The sequence below is a fragment of the Paracoccus sp. KKT209 genome, assembly GCF_055635455.1.
The window spans coordinates 1,714,752-1,734,808 of the sequence record NZ_CM145758.1 but is presented as its reverse complement, the minus strand read 5'-3'; the positions used below and the strand labels follow the sequence as shown (position 1 = coordinate 1,734,808).

17 protein-coding genes are annotated in these 20,057 nt (G+C 67.8%); 13 read left to right on the top strand and 4 right to left on the bottom strand.

From position 1 onward, the window contains the following. The first annotated feature begins 66 nt into the window (after positions 1-66). Complete coding sequence (locus ACZ2G3_RS08700) at positions 67-768, top strand: rhomboid family intramembrane serine protease (protein ID WP_470395346.1); 702 nt, start codon at positions 67-69, stop codon at positions 766-768. Here the strand turns inward: ACZ2G3_RS08700 and murJ are convergent. Genes murJ through ACZ2G3_RS08685 form a run of 3 tightly spaced genes read right to left on the bottom strand, consistent with a single transcriptional unit; the run spans position 765 to position 6,299 of the window. Next, the gene (murJ, locus tag ACZ2G3_RS08695; RefSeq protein ID WP_470395344.1) at positions 765-2,294 is read right to left on the bottom strand and encodes a murein biosynthesis integral membrane protein MurJ; all 1,530 of its coding nucleotides are present in this window, start codon (positions 2,292-2,294) and stop codon (positions 765-767) included. The two genes, ACZ2G3_RS08700 and murJ, sit on opposite strands and share 4 nt — an antisense overlap. Beyond that, positions 2,291-5,038, bottom strand: a complete 2,748-nt coding sequence (locus tag ACZ2G3_RS08690) for a [protein-PII] uridylyltransferase (protein WP_470395342.1) — start codon at positions 5,036-5,038, stop codon at positions 2,291-2,293. The genes murJ and ACZ2G3_RS08690 overlap by 4 nt, the downstream gene beginning before the upstream one ends. A 52-nt stretch (positions 5,039-5,090) precedes the next feature. Beyond that, positions 5,091-6,299 carry a penicillin-binding protein activator gene (locus tag ACZ2G3_RS08685; RefSeq protein WP_470395340.1) on the bottom strand — a complete coding sequence of 403 codons (1,209 nt, stop codon included), beginning with the start codon at positions 6,297-6,299 and terminating at the stop codon, positions 5,091-5,093. A 109-nt stretch (positions 6,300-6,408) separates the two neighbouring features. Here ACZ2G3_RS08685 and rsmI point away from each other — a divergent pair, with 109 nt between their 5' ends. From rsmI to gshB, 3 genes are all read left to right on the top strand, one after another. Then, positions 6,409-7,317 carry a 16S rRNA (cytidine(1402)-2'-O)-methyltransferase gene (gene rsmI / locus ACZ2G3_RS08680; RefSeq protein WP_470395339.1) on the top strand — a complete coding sequence of 303 codons (909 nt, stop codon included), beginning with the start codon at positions 6,409-6,411 and terminating at the stop codon, positions 7,315-7,317. Between the two features lie 32 nt (positions 7,318-7,349). Then, complete coding sequence (locus tag ACZ2G3_RS08675) at positions 7,350-7,757, top strand: YraN family protein (protein ID WP_470395337.1); 408 nt, start codon at positions 7,350-7,352, stop codon at positions 7,755-7,757. 62 nt (positions 7,758-7,819) lie between these two features. After that, on the top strand, positions 7,820-8,773 hold the full coding sequence (gene gshB, locus ACZ2G3_RS08670) for a glutathione synthase (protein ID WP_470395336.1): 954 nt from the start codon (positions 7,820-7,822) through the stop codon (positions 8,771-8,773). Between the two features lie 6 nt (positions 8,774-8,779). On the opposite strand, the gene ACZ2G3_RS08665 is transcribed toward gshB, so the two are convergent. After that, positions 8,780-10,294, bottom strand: a complete 1,515-nt coding sequence (locus ACZ2G3_RS08665) for a YifB family Mg chelatase-like AAA ATPase (RefSeq protein ID WP_470395335.1) — start codon at positions 10,292-10,294, stop codon at positions 8,780-8,782. A 137-nt stretch (positions 10,295-10,431) separates the two neighbouring features. Between ACZ2G3_RS08665 and coaBC the strand changes: the two genes are divergently transcribed. The 9 genes from coaBC (at position 10,432) to ACZ2G3_RS08620 (ending at position 20,022) form a co-directional block, all read left to right on the top strand. Then, positions 10,432-11,628 carry a bifunctional phosphopantothenoylcysteine decarboxylase/phosphopantothenate--cysteine ligase CoaBC gene (coaBC, locus tag ACZ2G3_RS08660; RefSeq protein ID WP_470395334.1) on the top strand — a complete coding sequence of 399 codons (1,197 nt, stop codon included), beginning with the start codon at positions 10,432-10,434 and terminating at the stop codon, positions 11,626-11,628. Continuing rightward, entirely contained in the window at positions 11,625-12,668 is a 1,044-nt protein-coding gene (locus ACZ2G3_RS08655) for a cysteine desulfurase family protein (protein WP_470395333.1), read from the top strand. Before coaBC ends, ACZ2G3_RS08655 begins: the two co-directional genes overlap by 4 nt. A gap of 44 nt (positions 12,669-12,712) precedes the next feature. Further along, on the top strand, positions 12,713-14,233 hold the full coding sequence (gene sufB / locus ACZ2G3_RS08650; protein WP_470395332.1) for a Fe-S cluster assembly protein SufB: 1,521 nt from the start codon (positions 12,713-12,715) through the stop codon (positions 14,231-14,233). Between the two features lie 78 nt (positions 14,234-14,311). Next, a complete protein-coding gene (sufC, locus tag ACZ2G3_RS08645; protein WP_419268290.1) occupies positions 14,312-15,067 on the top strand; it encodes a Fe-S cluster assembly ATPase SufC in 756 nt (251 codons plus the stop codon). Further along, positions 15,067-16,404, top strand: a complete 1,338-nt coding sequence (locus ACZ2G3_RS08640) for a SufB/SufD family protein (protein ID WP_470395331.1) — start codon at positions 15,067-15,069, stop codon at positions 16,402-16,404. Before sufC ends, ACZ2G3_RS08640 begins: the two co-directional genes overlap by 1 nt. Beyond that, positions 16,383-16,901, top strand: coding sequence for a hypothetical protein (locus ACZ2G3_RS08635; RefSeq protein WP_470395330.1), 519 nt, complete (start codon positions 16,383-16,385; stop codon positions 16,899-16,901). Before ACZ2G3_RS08640 ends, ACZ2G3_RS08635 begins: the two co-directional genes overlap by 22 nt. Further along, positions 16,898-17,494, top strand: a complete 597-nt coding sequence (locus ACZ2G3_RS08630; RefSeq protein WP_470395329.1) for a Yip1 family protein — start codon at positions 16,898-16,900, stop codon at positions 17,492-17,494. The genes ACZ2G3_RS08635 and ACZ2G3_RS08630 overlap by 4 nt, the downstream gene beginning before the upstream one ends. Further along, positions 17,491-18,702: a cysteine desulfurase gene (locus ACZ2G3_RS08625; protein WP_470395328.1), complete on the top strand. Its 1,212-nt coding sequence runs from the start codon at positions 17,491-17,493 to the stop codon at positions 18,700-18,702. The genes ACZ2G3_RS08630 and ACZ2G3_RS08625 overlap by 4 nt, the downstream gene beginning before the upstream one ends. Positions 18,703-18,804: 102 nt before the next feature. Beyond that, a complete protein-coding gene (locus ACZ2G3_RS08620; RefSeq protein ID WP_470395327.1) occupies positions 18,805-20,022 on the top strand; it encodes an NAD(P)/FAD-dependent oxidoreductase in 1,218 nt (405 codons plus the stop codon). Positions 20,023-20,057 lie beyond the last annotated feature (35 nt).

The following is a 20,057-nucleotide window of genomic DNA, read 5'->3' as shown; positions in this document are numbered from 1 at the left end:
CCTTGGAATTTCCTGCGGGCTGGCTTAGCGGTTGGCACCAACCTTCGCAACCGTCAAGGAAAGCCCATGCGCTCCGGCCTGACCGAATCCCCGCTGAACCCGCTGCCCCCCGTGATCTGGCTTCTGGTCCTGCCCGTGATCGCCTCCGAGGCCGTCTTTGCCCTGGGAACCGCCGGCCTGATCGGCGGGGCCGAAGGGGTCGGGCTGCGCCTCTCCGCGATCCGCCTGGCCGCCTTTCCGCCCGAGCTGCTGCAGCGCATCTGGACCCTGGGGGCGGTCGATGTCGGACAGATCTACCGCATCCTCAGCTTCAGCTTCGTGCATGTCTCGCTGACCCACGCGCTGTTCGTGGCGGTGTTCACGCTGGCCCTGGGCAACATGGTCGCGCAGAACTTTCGTCCCGCCGCGGTGCTGGGGCTGTTCTTCGGATCGGCCATTGGCGGGGCGGTGGTTTATTCGGCCCTGCTGCCGCTGGTCGCGGACCGGGCGTCGCCGCTGATCGGCGGATACCCGGCCGTCTACGGCCTGGTCGGCGCCTTCACCTTCCTGCTCTGGACGCGTCTGGCGGCGGCGAACGCCAACCGCCTGCGGGCCTTTGCGCTGATCGGCATGCTGCTGGCGTTCCAGCTGACCTTCGGGCTGGTCTTTGGCGGCGGCGGCCATGGCTGGATCGCCGAGATCTCGGGCTTTGCCATCGGCTTTGGACTGTCGTTCCTGTTGGTCGACGGCGGGGCCCGCCGCGCCCTGGCACAGATCCGGCAGCGTTAACCGCGCCGCACCGCCGCCTTGAGTTCGGACGGGCGATAGCCGGCGATCACGAAGGCCAGCGTGAAATAGATCGCCGCGCCGCCGAAGACCAAGATGGCAAGGCTGGCGCCGCGGCCAAGGCCCGCATCCTCCAGCCATTCCCGTGCGACCCACAGCGCCCCCGCCATCAGCGCCGAGGCCAGCAGGATCCGCGGAAAGGCGCGGCTCAGGCGGGCGTCGGCCCGTGCGGCCTGGCCCATGTCGCGCGTGCCCCACCACAGCTGCCCGACCATCAGCCAGGCCGCAACGGTGGTGCCGATAGCCGCGGCCAAAAAGCCCAGCAGTGGCATCAGGCCAAAGGCCACCACCGCATTCACCACCATCGACAGCAACGCATAGCGGAAGGGTGTGCGCGTATCCTCGCGCGCGAAATACAGGGGCTGCAGGATCTTTTGCAGCACAAAGGCCGGCAGGCCGAGCGCATAGACCACCAGCGCGGCGGCGGTCTGCTGCGTGTCGAAGGCGGAAAAGGCGCCGCGTTCAAACAGCGTCGCCACCATCGGCTGCGCGATGACGGCGATGGCGAAGGCTGCGGGCAGCGTCAGGAACAGGCCGAATTCGGTCGCGCGGGAATAGGCGGACTGGCCGCCGGCGTGATCCTCGGCCCGCAGGCGCCGGGCCAGCTCCGGCAGCAGAACCACCGCCACCGCCGCCCCCACGATGCCAAGCGGCAGCTGATAGAGCCGGTCGGAGTAATAGAGCCAGGTCACCGCGCCTTCGAAGCGCGAGGCGACCTGCCGGCCGATCAGCAGGTTGATCTGGACCACGCCGCCCGCAAAGGCGGCGGGCAGCGCCACCGCGATCAGGCGACGCATGTCCGGCGACATTCGCGGCCGGCGCGGCCAGAAGACGTATCCCGTGCGGCGCGCATCCCACCAGACCAGCGCCAGCTGCGCGATCCCGGTGACGGGCGTGGCCCAAGCCAAGGTCAGGCCCAGGTCCCAACCTTTCCAGCGGCCCAGCCACATCGCCACGATGAACAGCAGGTTCAGCAGCACCGGCGCCGCCGCCGCCGCCGTGAAGCGGCCATTGGCGTTCAGCACGCCCGAGATCATCGAGGCCATCGAGATCAGCAGGATATAGGGAAACGTGATCCGCCCGTATTCCACCGCCAGGTCAAAGCGTTCGTCGCCCTGAAAGCCCGACGCCATCAGCCAGACCAGCCCCGGCATGAAGATCATGGCCACCGCCGACAGCGCCAGGACGGTCAGGAACAGGCCCGAAAATGCCTCGCGGGCGAAACGCTGCGCCTCGTCGGGGTCCTGCAGCTTTTTCGAGAACATCGGCACGAAGGCGGTGTTGAACGCCCCTTCCGCGAAAAAGCGGCGGAACATGTTGGGCAGGGACAAGGCCACCACGAAGGCCTCGGCCACGGCGCCCGTGCCCAGCCAAGCCGCCATCAGGATGTCGCGCACAAAGCCCGACACACGCGAGATCAGCGTCCAGGTTCCCACCGCCAGGAACCCCCGCACAAGTCCGGTCTTCATGCCTGTTCAGCCTCGGCCCTTTTCACGCCGTCGGCAATGGCCGCGCGCAGTTTCTTTTCCAGCGCGTCCCGCTTGGCGGGGCTGTGCAGCTTCAGCCCGAACATGTCCTTGACATAGAAGCTGTCGACCACCTGCGCGCCAAAGGTCGCAATGACGGCGCTGACGATCTGGATATGGTTGGCCGCCAGCGTCCGCGTCAGGTCATAGAGCAGGCCCGGACGGTCGCGAGTGTCGACCTCGATGATGGTATAGATGTCGCTGCCTTCGTTGTCGAAGGTGATATGCGTCGGAAACTTGAATTCGCGGTTGCGCTTCTTGGGCTTGTCGCGGCTGGCGAATGCCTCGCGCGCCACGATCTCTCCGGCAAGCGTGCGCAGGATGGTCTGGCGCAGGCGGGGCAGGCGGTCCTCGGCAAAGGGATGGCCTTCGGCGTCCTGCACCCAGAAGACCGCGGTCGCATAGCCGTCCCGGGTGGTATAGGTGCGCGCATCGACGACGTTGGCTCCGGTCAGGGTCAGCGCCCCGGCCAGCCGCGAAAAGATGCCCGGATGGTCCGACAGCACGAAGGCCGCCCGCGTCGCGTCCCGGTCGGGATCGGCCCGCAGGTCGATGCGGATCTCATCGGGACCAAGGTTCGTCAGCAGTTCCGCAAACACGGCCTGGGTCTGGGTGGGCAGGCCGGGCCAGTAGGCATCGTAATGCCGGCCCAGCTCCGCCCGGATCGCCCGCGCGTCCCAGCCCTTGGCGACCAGCATGTGGCGCAGGGACCGTTTGGCCTCTGCATGGCGCTTGTCGCGGTTCAGCTCCTCCAGCCCGTTCTCCAAGGCGGCGGCGGTTTCCTGGTGCAGCTTGCGCAGCAGGGCGGCCTTCCAGTTGTTCCAGGTGCCGGGTCCCACGCCGCGGATGTCGCAGACGGTCAGCACCAGCAGCATGTCCAGCCGCTTGCGCGTCTTCACCGCCTTGGCAAAGTCGCGCAGCGTGCGCGGGTCCGCAATGTCGCGCTTTTGCGCCACGTCCGACATCAGCAGGTGGTTGCGCACCAGCCATTCCACCGTGTCGATGTCATCCTGGGCAAAGCCGAAGCGGGCGGCGATGCGCCGCGCGATGCGCGCGCCCAGGATCGAATGATCCTCGGGGCGGCCCTTGCCGATATCATGCAGCAGGGTCGCCAGATACAGGACGCGCCGGTTCACCCCGGCCTCGATGATCTCAGAGGACAGCGGCAGGTCCTCGGGGTGTTCGCCCCGCTCGATCTCGGCCAGGGCGGCGACGCATTGGATCGAATGCTCGTCCACCGTGTAATGGTGATAAAGGTTGAACTGCATCATCGCCACGACCGGCTCAAATTCCGGGATGAAGGCGGCCAGCACCCCCAGCTCGTTCATGCGGCGCAGCGCGCGTTCGGGGTTGCCGTGCTTCAGCAGCAGATCCATGAAGATGCGGATCGCCTCGGGGTCGGACTGCACCTTGTCGTCGATGCGGTGCAGGTTCGCCGCGACCAGCCGCATCGCGTCGGGATGGATCAGCACGCCGGTGCGCAGCGCCTCCTCGAACAGGCGCAGGATGTTCAGGGGATCGGCCAGGAACTGCGCCTCGTCCTCGAAGGACAGCCGGCCCTGCTGGTCGACAAAGCCCGCCTTCACCTTGCGGCGGCGGCGGAAGATGCGGCCGATGAAGGGCGCGCTGCGGACATGGCGCGCCTCCAGCTCGGTGAGGAAGACCCGGGTCAGTTCGCCCACGCGGGTGGCATGGCGGAAATAATCCTGCATGAAATATTCCACGCCGCGCCGTGCGGCGGTGTCGGCATAGCCCATGCGGCGGGCGACCTCGACCTGCATGTCAAAGGACAGCACGTCCACCGGACGGCCTGCGATCAGGTGCAGGTGGCAGCGCACGGCCCAGAGGAAATCCTCGGCCTGCCAGAAGGCCAGATGCTCGTCGCGCGTGAAGACGCCCAGTTCGACCAGTTCGACCGCGCGATCCACGCGGTGGATGTACTTGGCGATCCAGTAGAGGGTCTGGAGGTCGCGCAGCCCGCCCTTGCCCTCCTTGACGTTCGGCTCCAGCACATAGCGCTGGCCGCCCTGCCGCTGATGGCGCCGGGCGCGCTCGTCCAGCTTGGCCTCGATGAACTCGGGGATGGTCTTCTCGAACAGCTCGGACCACAGCCGGTCGCGCAGGTCCTGTGCCAGGGGCGCATGGCCGGTCACCAGCCGGTGTTCCACCAGCGAGGTGCGGATGGTCATGTCGCTGGCGCCAAGCCGCAAGCACTCGTCCACGCTGCGGATCGAATGGCCGATCTTCAGCTTCAGGTCCCACATCATGTAGAGCATCGATTCGACGACGCTCTCGGCCCAGGGGGTGATCTTCCAGGGCGTCAGGAACAGCAGGTCCACGTCGGACGACGGCGCCATCTCGGCCCTGCCGTATCCGCCCACGGCCAGGACGGCCAGCCGCTCGTTCTCGGAATGGATGTGCTTGGGGTGCAGGCGGGTGGCCGCGACATGATGGATCGCCGTCACGATGGCGTCGGTCAGCGTCGCGATGGCGCGCACCGTCTCGCGCGCGGCGCGGGGGTGGCCGGCAAAGCTGCGCTCGATCGCGGCCATCGCCTCCAGCCGTGCGGCCGAGAGCAGGGCCACCGTGGCGGCCCGGATCTGGCGCGGTTCGGTCAGACCGGCCAGCCGTTCGTCCAGCTGCGCCAGAAGCAGGTCGGGAGCGGGGCTGCCCAGGGTCACGGCCATGCCCAGCCCGCCCGCGCCGTCAGAAGTCATCGTCAAACGCGCCCGGCCGCCGTCACGACCCGAAACCGCGGGTGCTGCGCGGGGCGGGGTCCAGGATCACCAGCTGCTGGTTGCGGATCGTGGCGACCGCCAGGCTGCGCTGGACCGTTCCGTCGCGCTGCAGGCGGAAGACGCCGCCGACGCCCGAGAAACCCGCCCGTTGCGTCAGGCCGCTGGTGGTCAGGGCATTGCGCTGCCCGTTGCGGGCCAGCGAGGCAATGGCGGCCACGCCGTCATAGGCCAGCGATGCCAGCTGGTGGGGCGCCTCGCCATAGGCCTGGGCATAGCGCGCTTCGAACTGGCGCTGCAGGCTCTGGTCGGGGATCGCGAACCAGCCCTCGGCCAGCTGGGGCATCCGCAGGCGGTCGTTGGGCTGGTCCCACCGGGTCAGGCCCATCATCTGCGGGCTGGGCGACCGGACGCCGGCCGCGGCCAGGGTCTCGGTCAGATAGGGCAGCACGGCCTGGTTGTTGGCGGTCATGAAGACCGCATCCACATTGCCCGAGGCCGCGGCCTGGGCGATGCGCGGGGCCGCGGCATCGATGCCGCTGATGGACACCGGATGGTTCACGCGCCCGGCCAGACGGGCGCCGTTGCGCGCGATCGCCGCCTCGATGGCGCGCCCGCCCAGCTGTCCCGCGACGTCATCCTCGGCCACGACCAGGACGTTGCGCTTGCCCTGCCGGGTGCCATAGCCCACCAGCCGGTCGGCGATGTTCTCGAAGCTGTTGCCCAGGATGAATACGTTGCCGCCGGCGATCTGGGTGTTGTTGGAAAAGGTCAGCACGTTGATGTTGCGCGGCAACATGGCATTGCCGACTGCATTCGCGCCCTCGGCGAACAGCGGCCCCAGGATGATCTGCGCGCCCGCGTCGGCGGCGGCGTTGGCCTGGGCCACGGCGGTTTCCGTCGATGCGGCCGTGTCATAGATGCGCAGGTCGATGCTGGCGCCCTGCGCGTCGCCCGCCGCCATGCGGGCCGCGTTCTTGAGGCTGCGCGACAGCCATTCCAGGTCCTGCGAACCGGTCCCTGCCGGCACCAGCAGCGCGACGCGCACCGGCTCGGACGGGTTGATCAGCTGGCCGGTCTCGGGCCCGCTGGCCCGGTCGGTGGCCGCCATCGGATCGCAGGCAGCAAGGAAGAAGGCCGAGACGATCGCCCCGGTTTTCAGGATGGCGCGGCGCAGACCCGAGGAAGGCCGGGTTGTGGCGGAGGCGAACATGTGAAACTTCCCTGCTTTGTGTTATCGAGGCGCGGTGCCGGCAGACTAGGACCTGCGCCCGCGATTGGCAATCAGCGCCGGCCCGCCCGAGGCGCCTTACGGAGGCAGGATGACGTCCCGCAGCGACAGACCCGATCCCGAACCCGCGCGCCGCATCGCAGCCCATGTCGAGGCCGCGCGGCTGCAGGCGGGCCTCTATCTGGTGGCGACACCCATCGGCGCCGCCCGGGACATCACCCTTCGCGCGCTGGACGTGCTGAACGGTGCCGACCTGCTGGCGGCCGAGGACACGCGCGTGCTGCGCCACCTGATGGACATCCACGGCATCCCGCTGCGCGGGCGGCGCATCCTGTCCTATCATGACCACAACGGCGACCGGGCCCGGCCGGCGTTGCTGGCGGCCCTGGCCGAGGGCGGCAGCGTGGCCTATTGTTCGGATGCGGGGACGCCGCTGGTGGCGGACCCCGGATACCGCCTGGCCCTGGATGCGGCCGAGGCCGGCGCAAGGGTCCATGCCCTGCCGGGCCCGTCGGCGGCGTTGGCGGCCCTCAGCCTGTCGGGTCTGCCCAGTGACCGTTTCCTGTTCCTGGGCTTTCCTCCTTCGACGGCGACGGCGCGGCAGACGTGGCTGCGCAAGTGGCTGGCGGTCGATTCGACCCTGATCCTGTTCGAAAGCCCCAGGCGCGTTAACCGCACGTTAGAGGATCTGTGCCAGATTGACCCCGACAGGATCACGGTCATTGCACGCGAGCTGACGAAGAAGTTCGAGGAGGTCATTCGCGGGACCGCGGCGGACCTTGCCGCCGATCCCCGGATCGCCACGCTGAAAGGCGAGGTGGTGATAGTCCTGGACCGTCCGTCCGAGGTGGTCGTGGATGACGACAGGTTGCGGCAGGTGCTGGAAAGGCACATGGCCACGATGTCGATCAAAGATGCGGCCCGCGAGGCCGCGCAGGAACTGGGCCTTCCGCGGCGTGACGTCTATCAGCGCGCGCTGGAACTGGGCGGCCAGAAATAGGGTCACCGCGCCGGGGGCCGGCTGGAGGCAGGATGGTGCAGGGACCGATCACCGCAACTGCCGCCCCCAGTGCGGCCCGGCGCCAGCGCGGCAGGACCGCCAACCTGACCGGCGCGATGGCCGAGGAGGGCGTCACGCGGTTCTATCTTGAACGCGGCGCGACCCTGCTGGCCCGGCGCTGGCGGGGGCAGGCGGGCGAGATCGACATCATCTTCCGCGAGGGGCCGGATGTGGTCTTTGTCGAGGTGAAGGCTTCCGCCACCCATGCAGGCGCCGCGCAGAGCCTGCAGCCGCGCCAGATGCGGCGCATCGCCGAGGCGGCCTGCGAATTCTGCCAGCGCCAAGGATGGGAGGGACCGGTCCCGATGCGCATCGACGTCGCGCTGGTGGACGGCCAGGGCCGGGTCGAGCTGATCCCGAACGCCTTCGGCGAGATGTGACCCGCAGGCTTGCATCCCCACCGGGCGCACGCCACAACGTGGCAAAACCTCAGGAGGGCAGGATGAGCCTTTACGTCGCCTTGCAGATGGACCCGATCGAGCATGTCTCGATCGACGCGGACAGCACCTTCCGCATCGGGCTGGAGGCCGAGACGCGGGGCCATCGCCTGTTCCAGTACACCGTCGACCAGTTGCGCTATGACGAGGGCAGGATCATCGCCCGCGGCCGCCCCGTTACGCTGCGGCGCAAGCAGGGCGACCATGTCACCTTCGGGGACTGGGCCGAGGTCGAACTGACCGAGTTCGACGTCGTCTGGCTGCGCCAGGACCCGCCCTTCGACATGGGCTATGTCACCTCGACCCATCTGCTGGACCGCGTCCACCCCGGCACGCTGGTGGTCAACGACCCGTTCTGGGTCAGGAACTGCCCGGAAAAGCTGATGGTCCTGGATTTTCCCGACCTGACGCCGCCGACCATGATCGCGCGCGACCCTGCCGCCTTCCGCGCCTTCCGCGCCCGCCACGGAGAGATCATCGTCAAGCCGCTTTACGGCAATGGCGGGGCGGGCGTGTTCCACCTGCGGCCGGGCGATCCGAACCTGTCCGCCCTGCTGGAAACCTATGCCGACATCAACCGCGAGCCGATGATCGCGCAGAAATACCTGCCCGCGGTGGTCAAGGGCGACAAGCGGATCATCCTGGTGGACGGCGAACCCGTCGGCGCGATCAACCGCGTCCCCCAGGACGGCGAGGCGCGGTCGAACATGCATGTGGGCGGGCGCGCCGAAAAGGTCGGCCTGACCGAGCGCGAGCACGAGATCTGCGCCCGCCTGGCACCGGTCCTGCGGGAAAAGGGGCTGATCTTCACCGGCATCGACGTCATCGACGGCTGGCTGACCGAGATCAACGTGACCTCTCCGACCGGGATCCAGGAACTGGAGCGCTTTGACGGCGTGAACGCGGCCGAGGCGATCTGGCAGGCGATCGAGCGGCGTGTCGAGACTGCGCGCGGCTGAGGCGGATCAGCCGCCCGCCACGAAAGGCAGGCGATAGCTGATCGCCTCGGCCAGGTGGTGGCTGTGGACCTTGTCCGACGCCTCCAGGTCGGCGATCGTGCGGGCGCTGCGCAGGATGCGGTGATAACCCCGCGCGGTCAGGCCCAAGCGCTCGGCCGCCTTGTGGATCAGCGCGCGCCCGGCATCATCGGGGGCCGCCACTTCCTCCAGCAGGGCGCCCGAGGCGTCCGCGTTGACGCGATGCGGGCGGTGGTCGCGGTAGCGGTCGGCCTGGATCTGCCGCGCTGCGGCCACCCGCGCCTTGACCTGCGCCGATGTGTCGCCGCCCGAGGGCAGGTCGAGGTCGCGGAAATCCACCCCCGGCACCTCCAGCCGCAGGTCGAAGCGGTCCATCAGCGGGCCCGAGATCTTGGCCAGGTAATCGCTGCCGCAGGCGGGCGCGCGGCTGCAGGCGCGGGCGGGGTCGGCCAGAAAGCCGCAGCGGCAGGGATTGGCCGCCGCCACCAGCAAGAAGCGGCAGGGATAGCGGATATGGGCGTTGGCGCGGGCCACCATGACCTCGCCCGTCTCGATCGGCTGGCGCAGCGTGTCCAGCACCTGCCGCGGAAACTCGGGCAGCTCGTCCAGAAACAGCACGCCATTATGCGCCAGGCTGATCTGGCCGGGCTTTGCCCCACGGCCGCCGCCCACGATGGCCGCCGTTGAGGCGGTGTGGTGGGGCTCCTGGAACGGTGCGCTGCGCGAGATGCCTCCTTCGGACAGCGTGCCAGCCAGAGAATGGATCATCGAGGTTTCCAGCGCCTCGCGGGGCGACAGCGGCGGCATCAGCCCCGGGATGCGCGCGGCCAGCATCGACTTGCCGGCGCCGGGCGGGCCGACCATCAGCAGGTGGTGACGCCCGGCGGCGGCGATCTCCAGCGCCCGCTTGGCGCGTTCCTGGCCCTTCACCTCGGAGATGCAGCCGCCCGCCGGGCCGTCGAGGACGGTGCCCGGTTCCGACCGCGACAGGGGCGCCCGGTCCGTCAGGTGGTTGATGACGTCGCGCAGCGAGTTCGCCGCCAGGACCGGCACCGACTCGATCCAGGCGGCCTCCGGTCCGCAGCTGCGCGGGCAGATCAGCGCGCGGTCGTCCTCGGCTGCGGCCATGGCGGCGGGCAGGGCGCCTGTCACGGCAACCAGCCGCCCGTCCAGCGCAAGCTCGCCCAAGGCCAGGCAGCGTTCGACCTCATCGGCGGGCACGATCTCCAGCGCGGCCAGGACCGCCAGGGCGATGGGCAGGTCGAAATGCGACCCTTCCTTGGGCAGGTCGGCGGGCGACAGGTTCACGGTCAGCCGTCGGCTCGGCATCGCGATGGCCAGGGAGCCAAAGGCCGCCCGGACCCGTTCGCGCGCCTCGCTGACGGCCTTGTCGGGCAGGCCCACGATGGAAAATCCCGGCAGCCCGGCCGAGACCGCGCATTGCACCTCGACCAGGCGGGCCTCCACCCCTTCGAAGGCAACCGAATAGGCGATGGCCACCATGTCCGCTCCATGTCTTTGCCAAGATGGTTAACGCCCGGCCGTTAAGGGGAGGTTAACGGCCCCGGCTTCCTTGCGGCAGGGCCCGGCGGGCGCTATCTGTGCGGGGCGATCGATGCGGCAGGAACGGACGGGCGGCAATGCAGGGCAAGCGGATTTTGTTGATCGTGGGCGGGGGGATCTCGGCCTACAAGATCCCGCAGCTGATCCGCCTGTTGCGAGGCGCGGGGGCGGCGGTGACGCCTGTCCTGACGGCGGCGGGTGCGCAGTTCACCACGCCGATGACCCTGTCGGTGCTGGCCGGAGAGCCGGTCCACGACACGCTGTGGGACAGCGGCGACGAGGCCGAGATCGGCCATATCCAGCTGTCGCGTCGTGCCGATCTGGTGGTGGTCGCACCGGCGACGGCGGATCTGATGGCGCGCATGGCACAGGGGCTGGCGGGCGACCTGGCCTCGACGCTGCTGCTGGCGACCGACAAGCGGGTGCTGATCGCGCCCGCCATGAACGTGCGCATGTGGAACCACCCAGCCACGCAGCGAAACCTGGCCACCTTGAAGGGCGATGGCATCCTGACTGTCGGGCCCGACAGCGGCGACATGGCCTGCGGCGAATACGGCCCCGGTCGGATGGCTGAACCGGAAGCGATCCTGGAGGCGATCCGCGACGCGCTGGCTCCCGCCGCGCGGCCCTTGGTGGGGCGGCACGTGATCGTCACGTCGGGACCCACGCATGAGCCGATCGACCCGGTGCGCTATATCGCCAACCGGTCTTCGGGCGCGCAGGGCGCGGCCATTGCTGCGGCACTGCGGGATCTGGGGGCACGGGTCAGCTTTGTCATGGGCCCCGCGGCGGTTCCCGCGCCTGCAGGGGTCGAGGTGATTGCGGTCGAGACGGCCCGGCAGATGCAGGAGGCGGTTGCGGGTGCGCTGCCCGCGGACGCGGCCGTGATGGCGGCGGCGGTGGCGGATTGGCGGGTGGTGAACGCCAGCGCGCAGAAGGTCAAGAAGGACAATCAGGGACATGCGCCGGTTCTGGAAATGGCGGAAAATCCCGACATCCTGGCCTGGGTCAGTCGCGCCGAGGAGCGACCCCGGCTGGTGGTGGGTTTTGCTGCAGAGACTGAAAATGTCGTGGCCCATGCGACGGCAAAGCGGGCGCGCAAGGGCTGCGATTGGATTCTGGCCAATGACGTCAGCCCCGGCACAGGGATCATGGGCGGGACCGAGAACGCGGTGACGCTGATCACGGACGAGGGTGCAGAAGACTGGCCGCGCATGAGCAAGGATGCCGTCGCGGCGCGGCTGGCGGCGCGGATCGCGGAGGTGATCGGATGAGGACCTATCTGGACTGGAACGCCACGACGCCGCTGCGCGACGAGGTCAAGGCGGCGATCCGCGAGGCGTTGGAGATCTCGGGCAACCCTTCCTCGGTCCATGCCGAGGGGCGGGCGGCCAAGATGGCGCTGGAACGGGCGCGCGAACAGGTGGCGGCGGCGCTTGGGGCCGAGGGGGCGGATGTGATCTTCACCTCGGGCGCGACCGAGGCTGCGGCCATGGTGCTGGCAGGGCGCGACATGCGCTGTGCGCCCGTCGAGCACAGCGCGATCAAGGCGTGGTGCGACGCTTCGCTGCCGGTGGATCGGGACGGAATCGTCGCGGTCGCGGATCCCGCGCAATCCAGCCTGCAGTTGGCCAACAACGAGACCGGCGTGATGCAGGATCTGCCGCAAGGGCTGGCCTCCAGCGACCTGACGCAGGCTTTCGGCAAGGTGCCCTTTGCCTTCAACTGGCTGGGGATCACTGCAGGTTTCGTCAGCGCGCACAAGCTGGGCGGTCCCAAGGGCATCGGCGCCCTGATCGTCAGGAAGGGGACCGATGTTCCCGCCCTGATCCGGGGTGGCGGCCAGGAACAGGGGCGGCGCGGCGGGACCGAGAACCTGATCGGCATCCTGGCCTTTGCAGCCGCGGCGCAGGCCGCGCAGCGGGATCTGGAGGCAGGCCTGTGGGCGCAGGTGGAGGCGCGGCGCGACGCGCTGGAGGCGCGGCTCTGCGACGTTGCGCCCGAGGCCGTCGTGGCGGGAAAAGGGGCGCGGCGCTTGCCGAACACGACCTGCCTTCTTACATCGGGATGGAAGGGCGAAACGCAGGTCATGCAGATGGATCTGGCAGGCTTTGCCATATCGGCGGGGTCGGCCTGTTCGTCGGGCAAGGTCCGGGCCAGCGGGACGCTGCAGGCGATGGGGTTTGACGATAAGCAGGCGCAATCGGCGATCCGGATCTCGATAAGCCCGGCTTTGGGCGACGATCAGATCAACCGGTTTGCGGATGCGTGGGAAACAGCGTATTCACGCTGGCGCGACAGGGCTTTGGCGTGACAGGACAGGGTGGGCAGGGGCCCGCCCCCAAGGAAGGACATGGGATGACGGCAACCACCGATCTTGACGTGCGCGAAGGCGTCGACCGCGAAACGGTCGAAGCCGTGCAGAACATGGGCAGCTACAAGTATGGCTGGGACACCGAGATCGAGATGGAATACGCGCCCAAGGGCGTGAACGAGGACATCGTCCGGCTGATCTCGAAGAAGAACGACGAACCGGAATGGATGACCGAATGGCGGCTGGAGGCCTATCGCCGTTGGGTCACCATGACCGAGCCGACATGGGCGATGGTGAACTATCCCCAGATCGACTACCAGGACCAGTATTATTACGCGCGCCCGAAAAGCATGGACATCAAGCCCAAGTCTCTGGACGAGGTGGATCCCAAGCTGCTGGCGACCTATGAAAAGCTGGGCATCCCCCTGAAGGAGCAGATGATCCTGGCCGGCGTCGAGGGTGCCGAGGCCATGCCCGCCGAGGGCCGCAAGGTTGCCGTGGACGCCGTCTTTGACAGCGTCAGCGTGGGAACGACCTTCAAGGATGAGCTGGCCAAGGCCGGCGTCATCTTCTGCTCCATCAGCGAGGCAATCCGAGAGCATCCCGAGCTGGTGAAGAAGTATCTGGGCAGCGTCGTGCCGCAGTCCGACAACTATTTCGCCACGCTGAACAGCGCGGTCTTTTCGGACGGCAGCTTCGTCTATATCCCCGAAGGCGTGCGTTGCCCGATGGAGCTGTCCACCTATTTCCGGATCAACGCCGAGAACACGGGCCAGTTCGAGCGTACGCTGATCATCGCCGACAAGGGCAGCTATGTCAGCTATCTGGAAGGCTGCACGGCCCCCAAGCGCGACACCAACCAGCTGCACGCCGCCGTGGTGGAGATCGTCATCCTGGAGGATGCCGAGGTCAAGTATTCGACGGTCCAGAACTGGTTCCCCGGCGACGAGGATGGCAAGGGCGGCATCTACAACTTTGTCACCAAGCGGGCCGACTGCCGCGAGGCGCGGGCCAAGGTGATGTGGACGCAGGTCGAGACCGGCAGCGCGATCACCTGGAAATACCCGTCCTGCATCCTGCGGGGCGAGGAGAGCCAGGGCGAGTTCTATTCCATCGCCATCGCCAACAACTGGCAGCAGGCCGATACTGGGACCAAGATGATCCATCTTGGCAAGAACACCCGCTCTCGCATTGTTTCCAAGGGGATTTCTGCCGGTCAGGCGCAGAATACCTATCGCGGGCTGGTGACCATGCATCCGCGCGCCACGAACAGCCGCAACTATACCCAGTGCGACAGCCTGCTGATCGGCGACAAGTGCGGCGCGCATACGGTGCCCTATATCGAGGTCAAGAACAGCTCGAGCCGCGTGGAGCACGAGGCGACGACCAGCAAGGTGGATGACGACCAGCTGTTCTATTGCCGCAGTCGCGGGATGGACGAGGAAGAGGCCGTGGCCCTGGTGGTAAACGGGTTCTGCCGGGAGGTCCTGCAGGCGCTGCCGATGGAATTTGCCATGGAGGCGCAGTCGCTGGTCGCGATCTCGCTGGAAGGTTCGGTGGGCTGACCGCCCGGGCCGGGCCTGCCGCCCGGCCCCCACGCTATCACGGCGCCCCCTGCGGCGCCTTCGCCGTTTGAGGGAAAAATGCTGAAAATCAACAACCTGCATGTCAAACTTGAGGAAGAGGACAAGCAGATCCTGAAGGGTCTGACGCTGGAGGTCCCGGCCGGAGAGGTCCATGCGATCATGGGTCCGAACGGGTCGGGCAAGTCCACCTTGTCCTATGTCCTGTCGGGCCGCGACGGCTATGAGGTGACCGGGGGCGACGCCACGCTGGACGACCAGAGCCTGCTGGACATGGAGCCCGAGGAGCGTGCGGCCGCCGGCCTGTTCCTGGCCTTCCAGTATCCGGTCGAAATCCCCGGCGTCGGCAACATGACCTTTCTGCGCACTGCCGTGAATGCGCAGCGCAAGGCGCGTGGCGAGGCGGAACTGTCCTCGGGCGATTTCCTCAAGCTCGTGCGCGCCAAGGCGGCGGACCTGCAGATCAGCCCCGAGATGCTGAAGCGGCCGGTCAATGTCGGCTTTTCAGGCGGCGAGAAGAAGCGCAACGAGATCCTGCAGATGGCCATGCTGGAGCCGCGCATGTGCATCCTGGACGAGACCGATTCGGGTCTGGATGTGGATGCGATGCGGCTGGTGTCCGAAGGCGTGAACGCCCTGCGCAGCCCCGACCGCAGCTTTCTGGTCATCACCCACTACCAGCGGCTGCTGAACCACATCCAGCCCGATGTGGTCCATATCATGTCGAACGGCCGCATCATCAAGTCGGGCGGCCCGGAACTGGCGCTGCAGGTCGAGGAGAACGGCTATGGCGATCTTCTGGCGGAGGCCGGCTGATGTCCGAGATCGCCGTCAAGACCAAGGCCCAGCAGACGCCGCAGGTGACCGGCGCGCCCAAGGCTGCCACTGCGCTGGACGACCGCCTGGCCGCGATGACCCTGCCGCAGGGCGGGTTCACGGCGCCTGCGCGGGCCGAGGCGCTGTCGCGTCTGCGCGCGATGGGGCTGCCCGGTCCGCGGGACGAATACTGGCGCTATACCGATCCGCGCCTGTTCAACGTGCCCGGCCCGCAGCCGCTGCCCTTCGACGCCAAGGCGCCGGAATCCCCGCTGTTCCAGGAGCGTGACACGCTGACGCTGGTCTTCGTGGACGGTGCCTTTGATGCCGCATCTTCGGATGATCTGGCGCTGGAGGGGATCGAGATCACCACCTTGGCCCAGGCCGATGCTGCGGGCGATCATTGGGCCGCCGGGCTCTATGGCACGCTGGAAGCGGCCGGGCAGCAGCCGGTCAAGCGGCCCTTCGCGGCGCTGAATTCGGCCGCCGCGGCGGACGGGGTGCTGATCCGCGTCACCGGAACGCCGGCAAAGCCCGTGCACATCCTGCACCGCCGCGCCGATGATGCGGCTGATGCGGTCTGGCACCACGTGATCCGGCTGGAGGAAGGGTCAGAACTGACCTTCCTGGAAAGCGGCATGGTCGGCGCGCGATCGAATGCGGTGATCGAGGTGGACCTGGCGCCGGGCGCCAAGCTGCATCACATCGCGGCCAAGCGTGCCATCGACCCCAAGGTCGGCCTGTCGCACCTGTTCGCGCGGGTGGCCGAGGGCGCGGTTCTGAAAAGCTTCAGCCTTGCCGTCAACGGGACGCATATGCGGCACGAGGCGGTCATCGACATGATGGGTGACGATGCGGTGGCGCATGTGGCGGCCGCGGTCCTGGGCGACGGCGCGACGGGTCGTTTCCATCACGACGACACGGTCTTCATCACCCATGGCGCCGAACGCGGCGAAAGCCGGCAGGTTTTCAAGAAGGTGCTGAAGAACGGCGCGACCGGCGTCTTTCAGGGCAAGATCCTGGTCAAGCAGGGCGCGCAGAAGACCGACGGCTACCAGATCAGCCAAGCGCTGCTGCTGGACGAGGCCAGCCAGTTCCTGGCCAAGCCCGAGCTGGAGATCTATGCCGACGACGTGAAATGCTCGCACGGCTCGACCACCGGCGCCATCGACGAACAGGCGCTGTTCTACCTGCGCTCGCGCGGGGTGCCGATGGACCGGGCGATCGTCTTCCTGGTCCTGTCCTTCCTGGCCGATGCCCTGGAAGAGGTCGAGGACGAAGGGCTGCGCGCAGAGATCAACGAACGGCTGGAAGCGTGGCTGACCAGTCACACCTGAGGCCAAGGCCCGCGCGCGGCGGTATGGTGCTGCGCGTGCTGCAAAGCTGGTGGGCCCCGCGCCGGGTGGTGCGGGGCCTTGCCGGCATGACCGATGCGACGCTGCTGGCGGTTCTGATGCTGGCGATGGTCCTGACGCTTTTGGCGCAGGCACCGTTTCATGCGCGGGCCGCGCAGTTGGACCCCTCGATCCCGCTGGATGCCCGCTTGGGTGGTGCGGCCATGGGCGCCATGTTCATGATGCCGCTGCTGGCCTATGCCTTGGCAGGGCTGGTGGCGATCCTGTCCCGAGCGACGCCGTGGCGGCTGGACGCGCGGTCATCGCGCATCGCGCTGTTCTGGGCGCTTCTGGCGGTGGCGCCGGCGATGCTGCTGGCGGGGCTGGTGGCCGGGCTGATCGGGCCGGGGCCGGCCCTTGTCCTGACCCGCAGCGTGGCGGGCCTGGGCTTTCTGTTCATCTGGGGCGCCGGCATTGCGGCGCTGGCGAGACGCATATGACCTTTGACGATTTCAAGGCGCTGACGCGCCAGACGCTGCGCAACCCGGAAGCCGCGGCCCATTGGCTGATGGGGCAGGGATGGCCGATGCAGGCGCGCTGGATGGCATTGGTCGCCGCGGTCGCCGTGTCGGGCGTGCTGGCCTATGTCTCGTCCTTGGCCTTCCCGATCCCGGAGGGCGAGGACGTGCCGGCCATGATGGGGCTGGGTCGCCAGCCGCTGGTCCTGGCCGGGATGCAGATGGCCGCCATCGTCTTGGGGGCGGGGCTCATGTCCGGCGTCGGCCGCATGTTCGGCGGTCATGGCCGGTTCGAGGATGCGTTGCTGCTGACTGTCTGGATCGAGGTCATGCTGCTGATGGTCCAGCTGGCCCAGATCGTGCTGTCGCTGGCGCTGCCGGCGCTGGCGGGCCTTCTGGGCATCCTGGCCGTTGCGCTGTTCCTGTGGCTGACCGTGCAGTTCACCAAGGCGCTGCACGGCTTTACCAGCGGCCCAAAGGTGCTGCTGGTGATGTTTGCCACCCTTCTGGCGATGGGCTTCGTGCTGTCGTTTTTCGCCGCCTCGCTTGGTCTGCTGCCGGAGATGCCGCAATGAGTTTTGATGTCGATGCCGTCCGCGCCGAATTTCCCATCCTGTCACGCCGGGTGAACGGCAAGCCGCTGGTCTATCTGGACAGCGGCGCCAGCGCGCAAAAGCCCCGCGTCGTGATCGATGCCATCACCCGCGCCTATGAGGGCGAATACGCCAATGTCCACCGGGGCCTGCATTACCTGTCGAACCTGGCGACCGACAATTACGAACGCGTCCGCGCCACCATCGCGCGGTTCCTGAACGCCCCGCGCGAGGATGAGATCATCTTTACCAGCGGCTCGACCGAGGCGCTGAACCTGGTCAGCTATGGCTGGGCGGCGCCGCGCCTTCAGGCCGGGGACGAGATCGTCCTGTCCCTGCTGGAACATCACGCCAATATCGTGCCTTGGCATTTCCTGCGCGAACGCCAAGGGGTGGTGCTGAAATGGGTCGAACCAGAGCCGGACGGCAGCCTGCCGCCCGAAAAGGTGCTGGCGGCGATCGGGCCCCGCACCAAGATGATTGCCGTTACCCATATGTCGAACGTCACCGGCACCGTGGTGGACATCGCGGGCATCCGTGCTGGCACCGACCTGCCGATGGTCGTCGATGGCAGCCAGGCGGCCGTGCACATGCGCGTCGATCTGTCGACGCTTGGGGCGGATTTCTACTGCATCACCGGACACAAGCTTTACGGCCCATCGGGGTCGGGCGCGATCTGGATCCGGGCCGAGCGGCAGGCCGAGATGCGCCCCTTCATCGGTGGTGGCGACATGATCCGCACCGTCGGCCGAGATGCCGTGACCTATGCGGACCCGCCGCTGAAGTTCGAGGCGGGAACGCCCGGCATCGTCAACCAGATCGGTCTGGGCGCCGCCTTGGACTACATGATGGATCTGGGGATGGACAACATTGCGGCGCATGAGCGCGCCTTGCGCGACCATGCCCGTGCGCGCCTGCGCGAATTGAACTGGTTGAAGGTTCAGGGTGACGCGCCGGGCAAGGGGGCGATCTTCTCGATGACGATGGAGGGGGCGCATGCGCATGACATCTCGGCCATTCTCGACAAGAAGGGCATCGCGGTGCGCGCGGGCAGCCACTGCGCCATGCCGCTGATGGAGCATCTGGGAATCGGCGCCAGCGCCCGGGCCAGCTTCGCCATGTACAACACCCTTGAGGAAGTCGACGCTCTGGTCGAAGGTTTGAGCTTTTGCCGCGAGCTTTTTGCCTGAATCTTGCGAAGATCGGGAAGAAGGCCGCAGAAAGCACGTTAGTTCTTGCCGCAGGCGCGCCATATCTGCATCGCTGACGTCACAAACAGCGAGGAGGCAGGCATGGCCGAAGTTCTGGTTCTTGGTGCGGGGATGGTCGGCGTTTCGACGGCGCTGGCGCTGCAGGCGCGGGGACACGATGTCACCATCGTGGAACGCGGCGTGCCGGGGCGCGAAACTAGCTATGGCAATGCCGGCCTAATCCAGACCGAGGCGGTCGAGCCCTATGCCATGCCCCTGTCGCCCGGCGCGCTGTTCCAGATCGCCCTCGGGCGCGGCTATGACGTCAAGTGGACGCCGTCGGGCCTGATTTCCCAGCTGGGGGCGGTGGCGACCTATGCCTGGAACTCGCTGCCGGCCGCGCACAAGCGGGCGTCGGTGACATGGGGCAAGCTGATCCGCCAGTCGACGGAGCGGCACGGTCCGCTGGTCGCGGCGGCGGGGGCGGACAACATCATCCGCCGCAACGGCTATATCGAACTGCATCGCAGCCCTGCCAAGCTGGTCCAGGCGCGCGCCACGGTCGAGCGGTTCCGCAGCCAGTTCGGCGTCGAGGCGCGTCTGCTGGACGCAGCCGAGCTGCGCGGTCTTGAGCCAGCGATCAAGATCGAGGTGGCCGGCGCGACCCATTGGTCCGACAGCTGGAGCTGCGCCGATCCGGGCGGGCTGGTCGCCAGCTACGCGGCCCTGTTCCAGAAGCGGGGCGGGCGCATCGTCAACGGTGACGCGGGCGACCTGCACCGCCACGGCGCCGGCTGGCGCGCGGACGAGGCCACCGCCGAGCATGCCGTGATCGCGCTTGGGCCGTGGTCGCCGATGGTCACGCAGCGGTTCGGGCTGAAGGTGCCGATGGTCTACAAGCGCGGCTATCACAAGCACTACCACATGGAGCTGCCGCCGAACCATCCGATCGCCGATTTCGGCAATTCCGTGGTCATGTCACCGATGCGCCGCGGGTTGCGCATTGCCACGGCGGCGGAACTGACCCCGCATCCGCGCCTGTCGCCGCCGCAGCTGCGCCATGGCGAGAAGGCCGCGCGCGAACTGTTCGACATCGGCGCCCCGGTCGAGGCGGAACCGTGGACCGGCAGGCGTCCCTGCATGCCCGACATGCTGCCGCTGGTGGGGCGGGTGCCGGACCAGCCGAACCTCTGGGCGCATTTCGGGCACGGGCACCAGGGCTTTACCCTGGGGCCCGTCACGGCCGAGATCCTGGCGGACGAACTGTCGGGTGGTCCCGGCTGGCAGGAACTTCAGCCGGCGCGCCTCAAGCGCGGTTGAAAACCGGAGGTTTCCGACACATCTTGGGGGCAACC

Coding starts and splice junctions, on each gene's coding strand:
- ACZ2G3_RS08665 (WP_470395335.1), bottom strand. CDS start 10,294: ATGGTGGCCATCGCCTATTCGGTTGCCTTCGAAGGGGTGGAGGCCCGC.
- ACZ2G3_RS08700 (WP_470395346.1), top strand. CDS start 67: ATGCGCTCCGGCCTGACCGAATCCCCGCTGAACCCGCTGCCCCCCGTG.
- sufC (WP_419268290.1), top strand. CDS start 14,312: ATGCTGAAAATCAACAACCTGCATGTCAAACTTGAGGAAGAGGACAAG.
- sufB (WP_470395332.1), top strand. CDS start 12,713: ATGACGGCAACCACCGATCTTGACGTGCGCGAAGGCGTCGACCGCGAA.
- coaBC (WP_470395334.1), top strand. CDS start 10,432: ATGCAGGGCAAGCGGATTTTGTTGATCGTGGGCGGGGGGATCTCGGCC.
- ACZ2G3_RS08630 (WP_470395329.1), top strand. CDS start 16,898: ATGACCTTTGACGATTTCAAGGCGCTGACGCGCCAGACGCTGCGCAAC.
- ACZ2G3_RS08690 (WP_470395342.1), bottom strand. CDS start 5,038: ATGGCCGTGACCCTGGGCAGCCCCGCTCCCGACCTGCTTCTGGCGCAG.
- ACZ2G3_RS08685 (WP_470395340.1), bottom strand. CDS start 6,299: ATGTTCGCCTCCGCCACAACCCGGCCTTCCTCGGGTCTGCGCCGCGCC.
- ACZ2G3_RS08640 (WP_470395331.1), top strand. CDS start 15,067: ATGTCCGAGATCGCCGTCAAGACCAAGGCCCAGCAGACGCCGCAGGTG.
- gshB (WP_470395336.1), top strand. CDS start 7,820: ATGAGCCTTTACGTCGCCTTGCAGATGGACCCGATCGAGCATGTCTCG.
- ACZ2G3_RS08655 (WP_470395333.1), top strand. CDS start 11,625: ATGAGGACCTATCTGGACTGGAACGCCACGACGCCGCTGCGCGACGAG.
- ACZ2G3_RS08620 (WP_470395327.1), top strand. CDS start 18,805: ATGGCCGAAGTTCTGGTTCTTGGTGCGGGGATGGTCGGCGTTTCGACG.
- rsmI (WP_470395339.1), top strand. CDS start 6,409: ATGACGTCCCGCAGCGACAGACCCGATCCCGAACCCGCGCGCCGCATC.
- ACZ2G3_RS08625 (WP_470395328.1), top strand. CDS start 17,491: ATGAGTTTTGATGTCGATGCCGTCCGCGCCGAATTTCCCATCCTGTCA.
- ACZ2G3_RS08675 (WP_470395337.1), top strand. CDS start 7,350: ATGGTGCAGGGACCGATCACCGCAACTGCCGCCCCCAGTGCGGCCCGG.
- murJ (WP_470395344.1), bottom strand. CDS start 2,294: ATGAAGACCGGACTTGTGCGGGGGTTCCTGGCGGTGGGAACCTGGACG.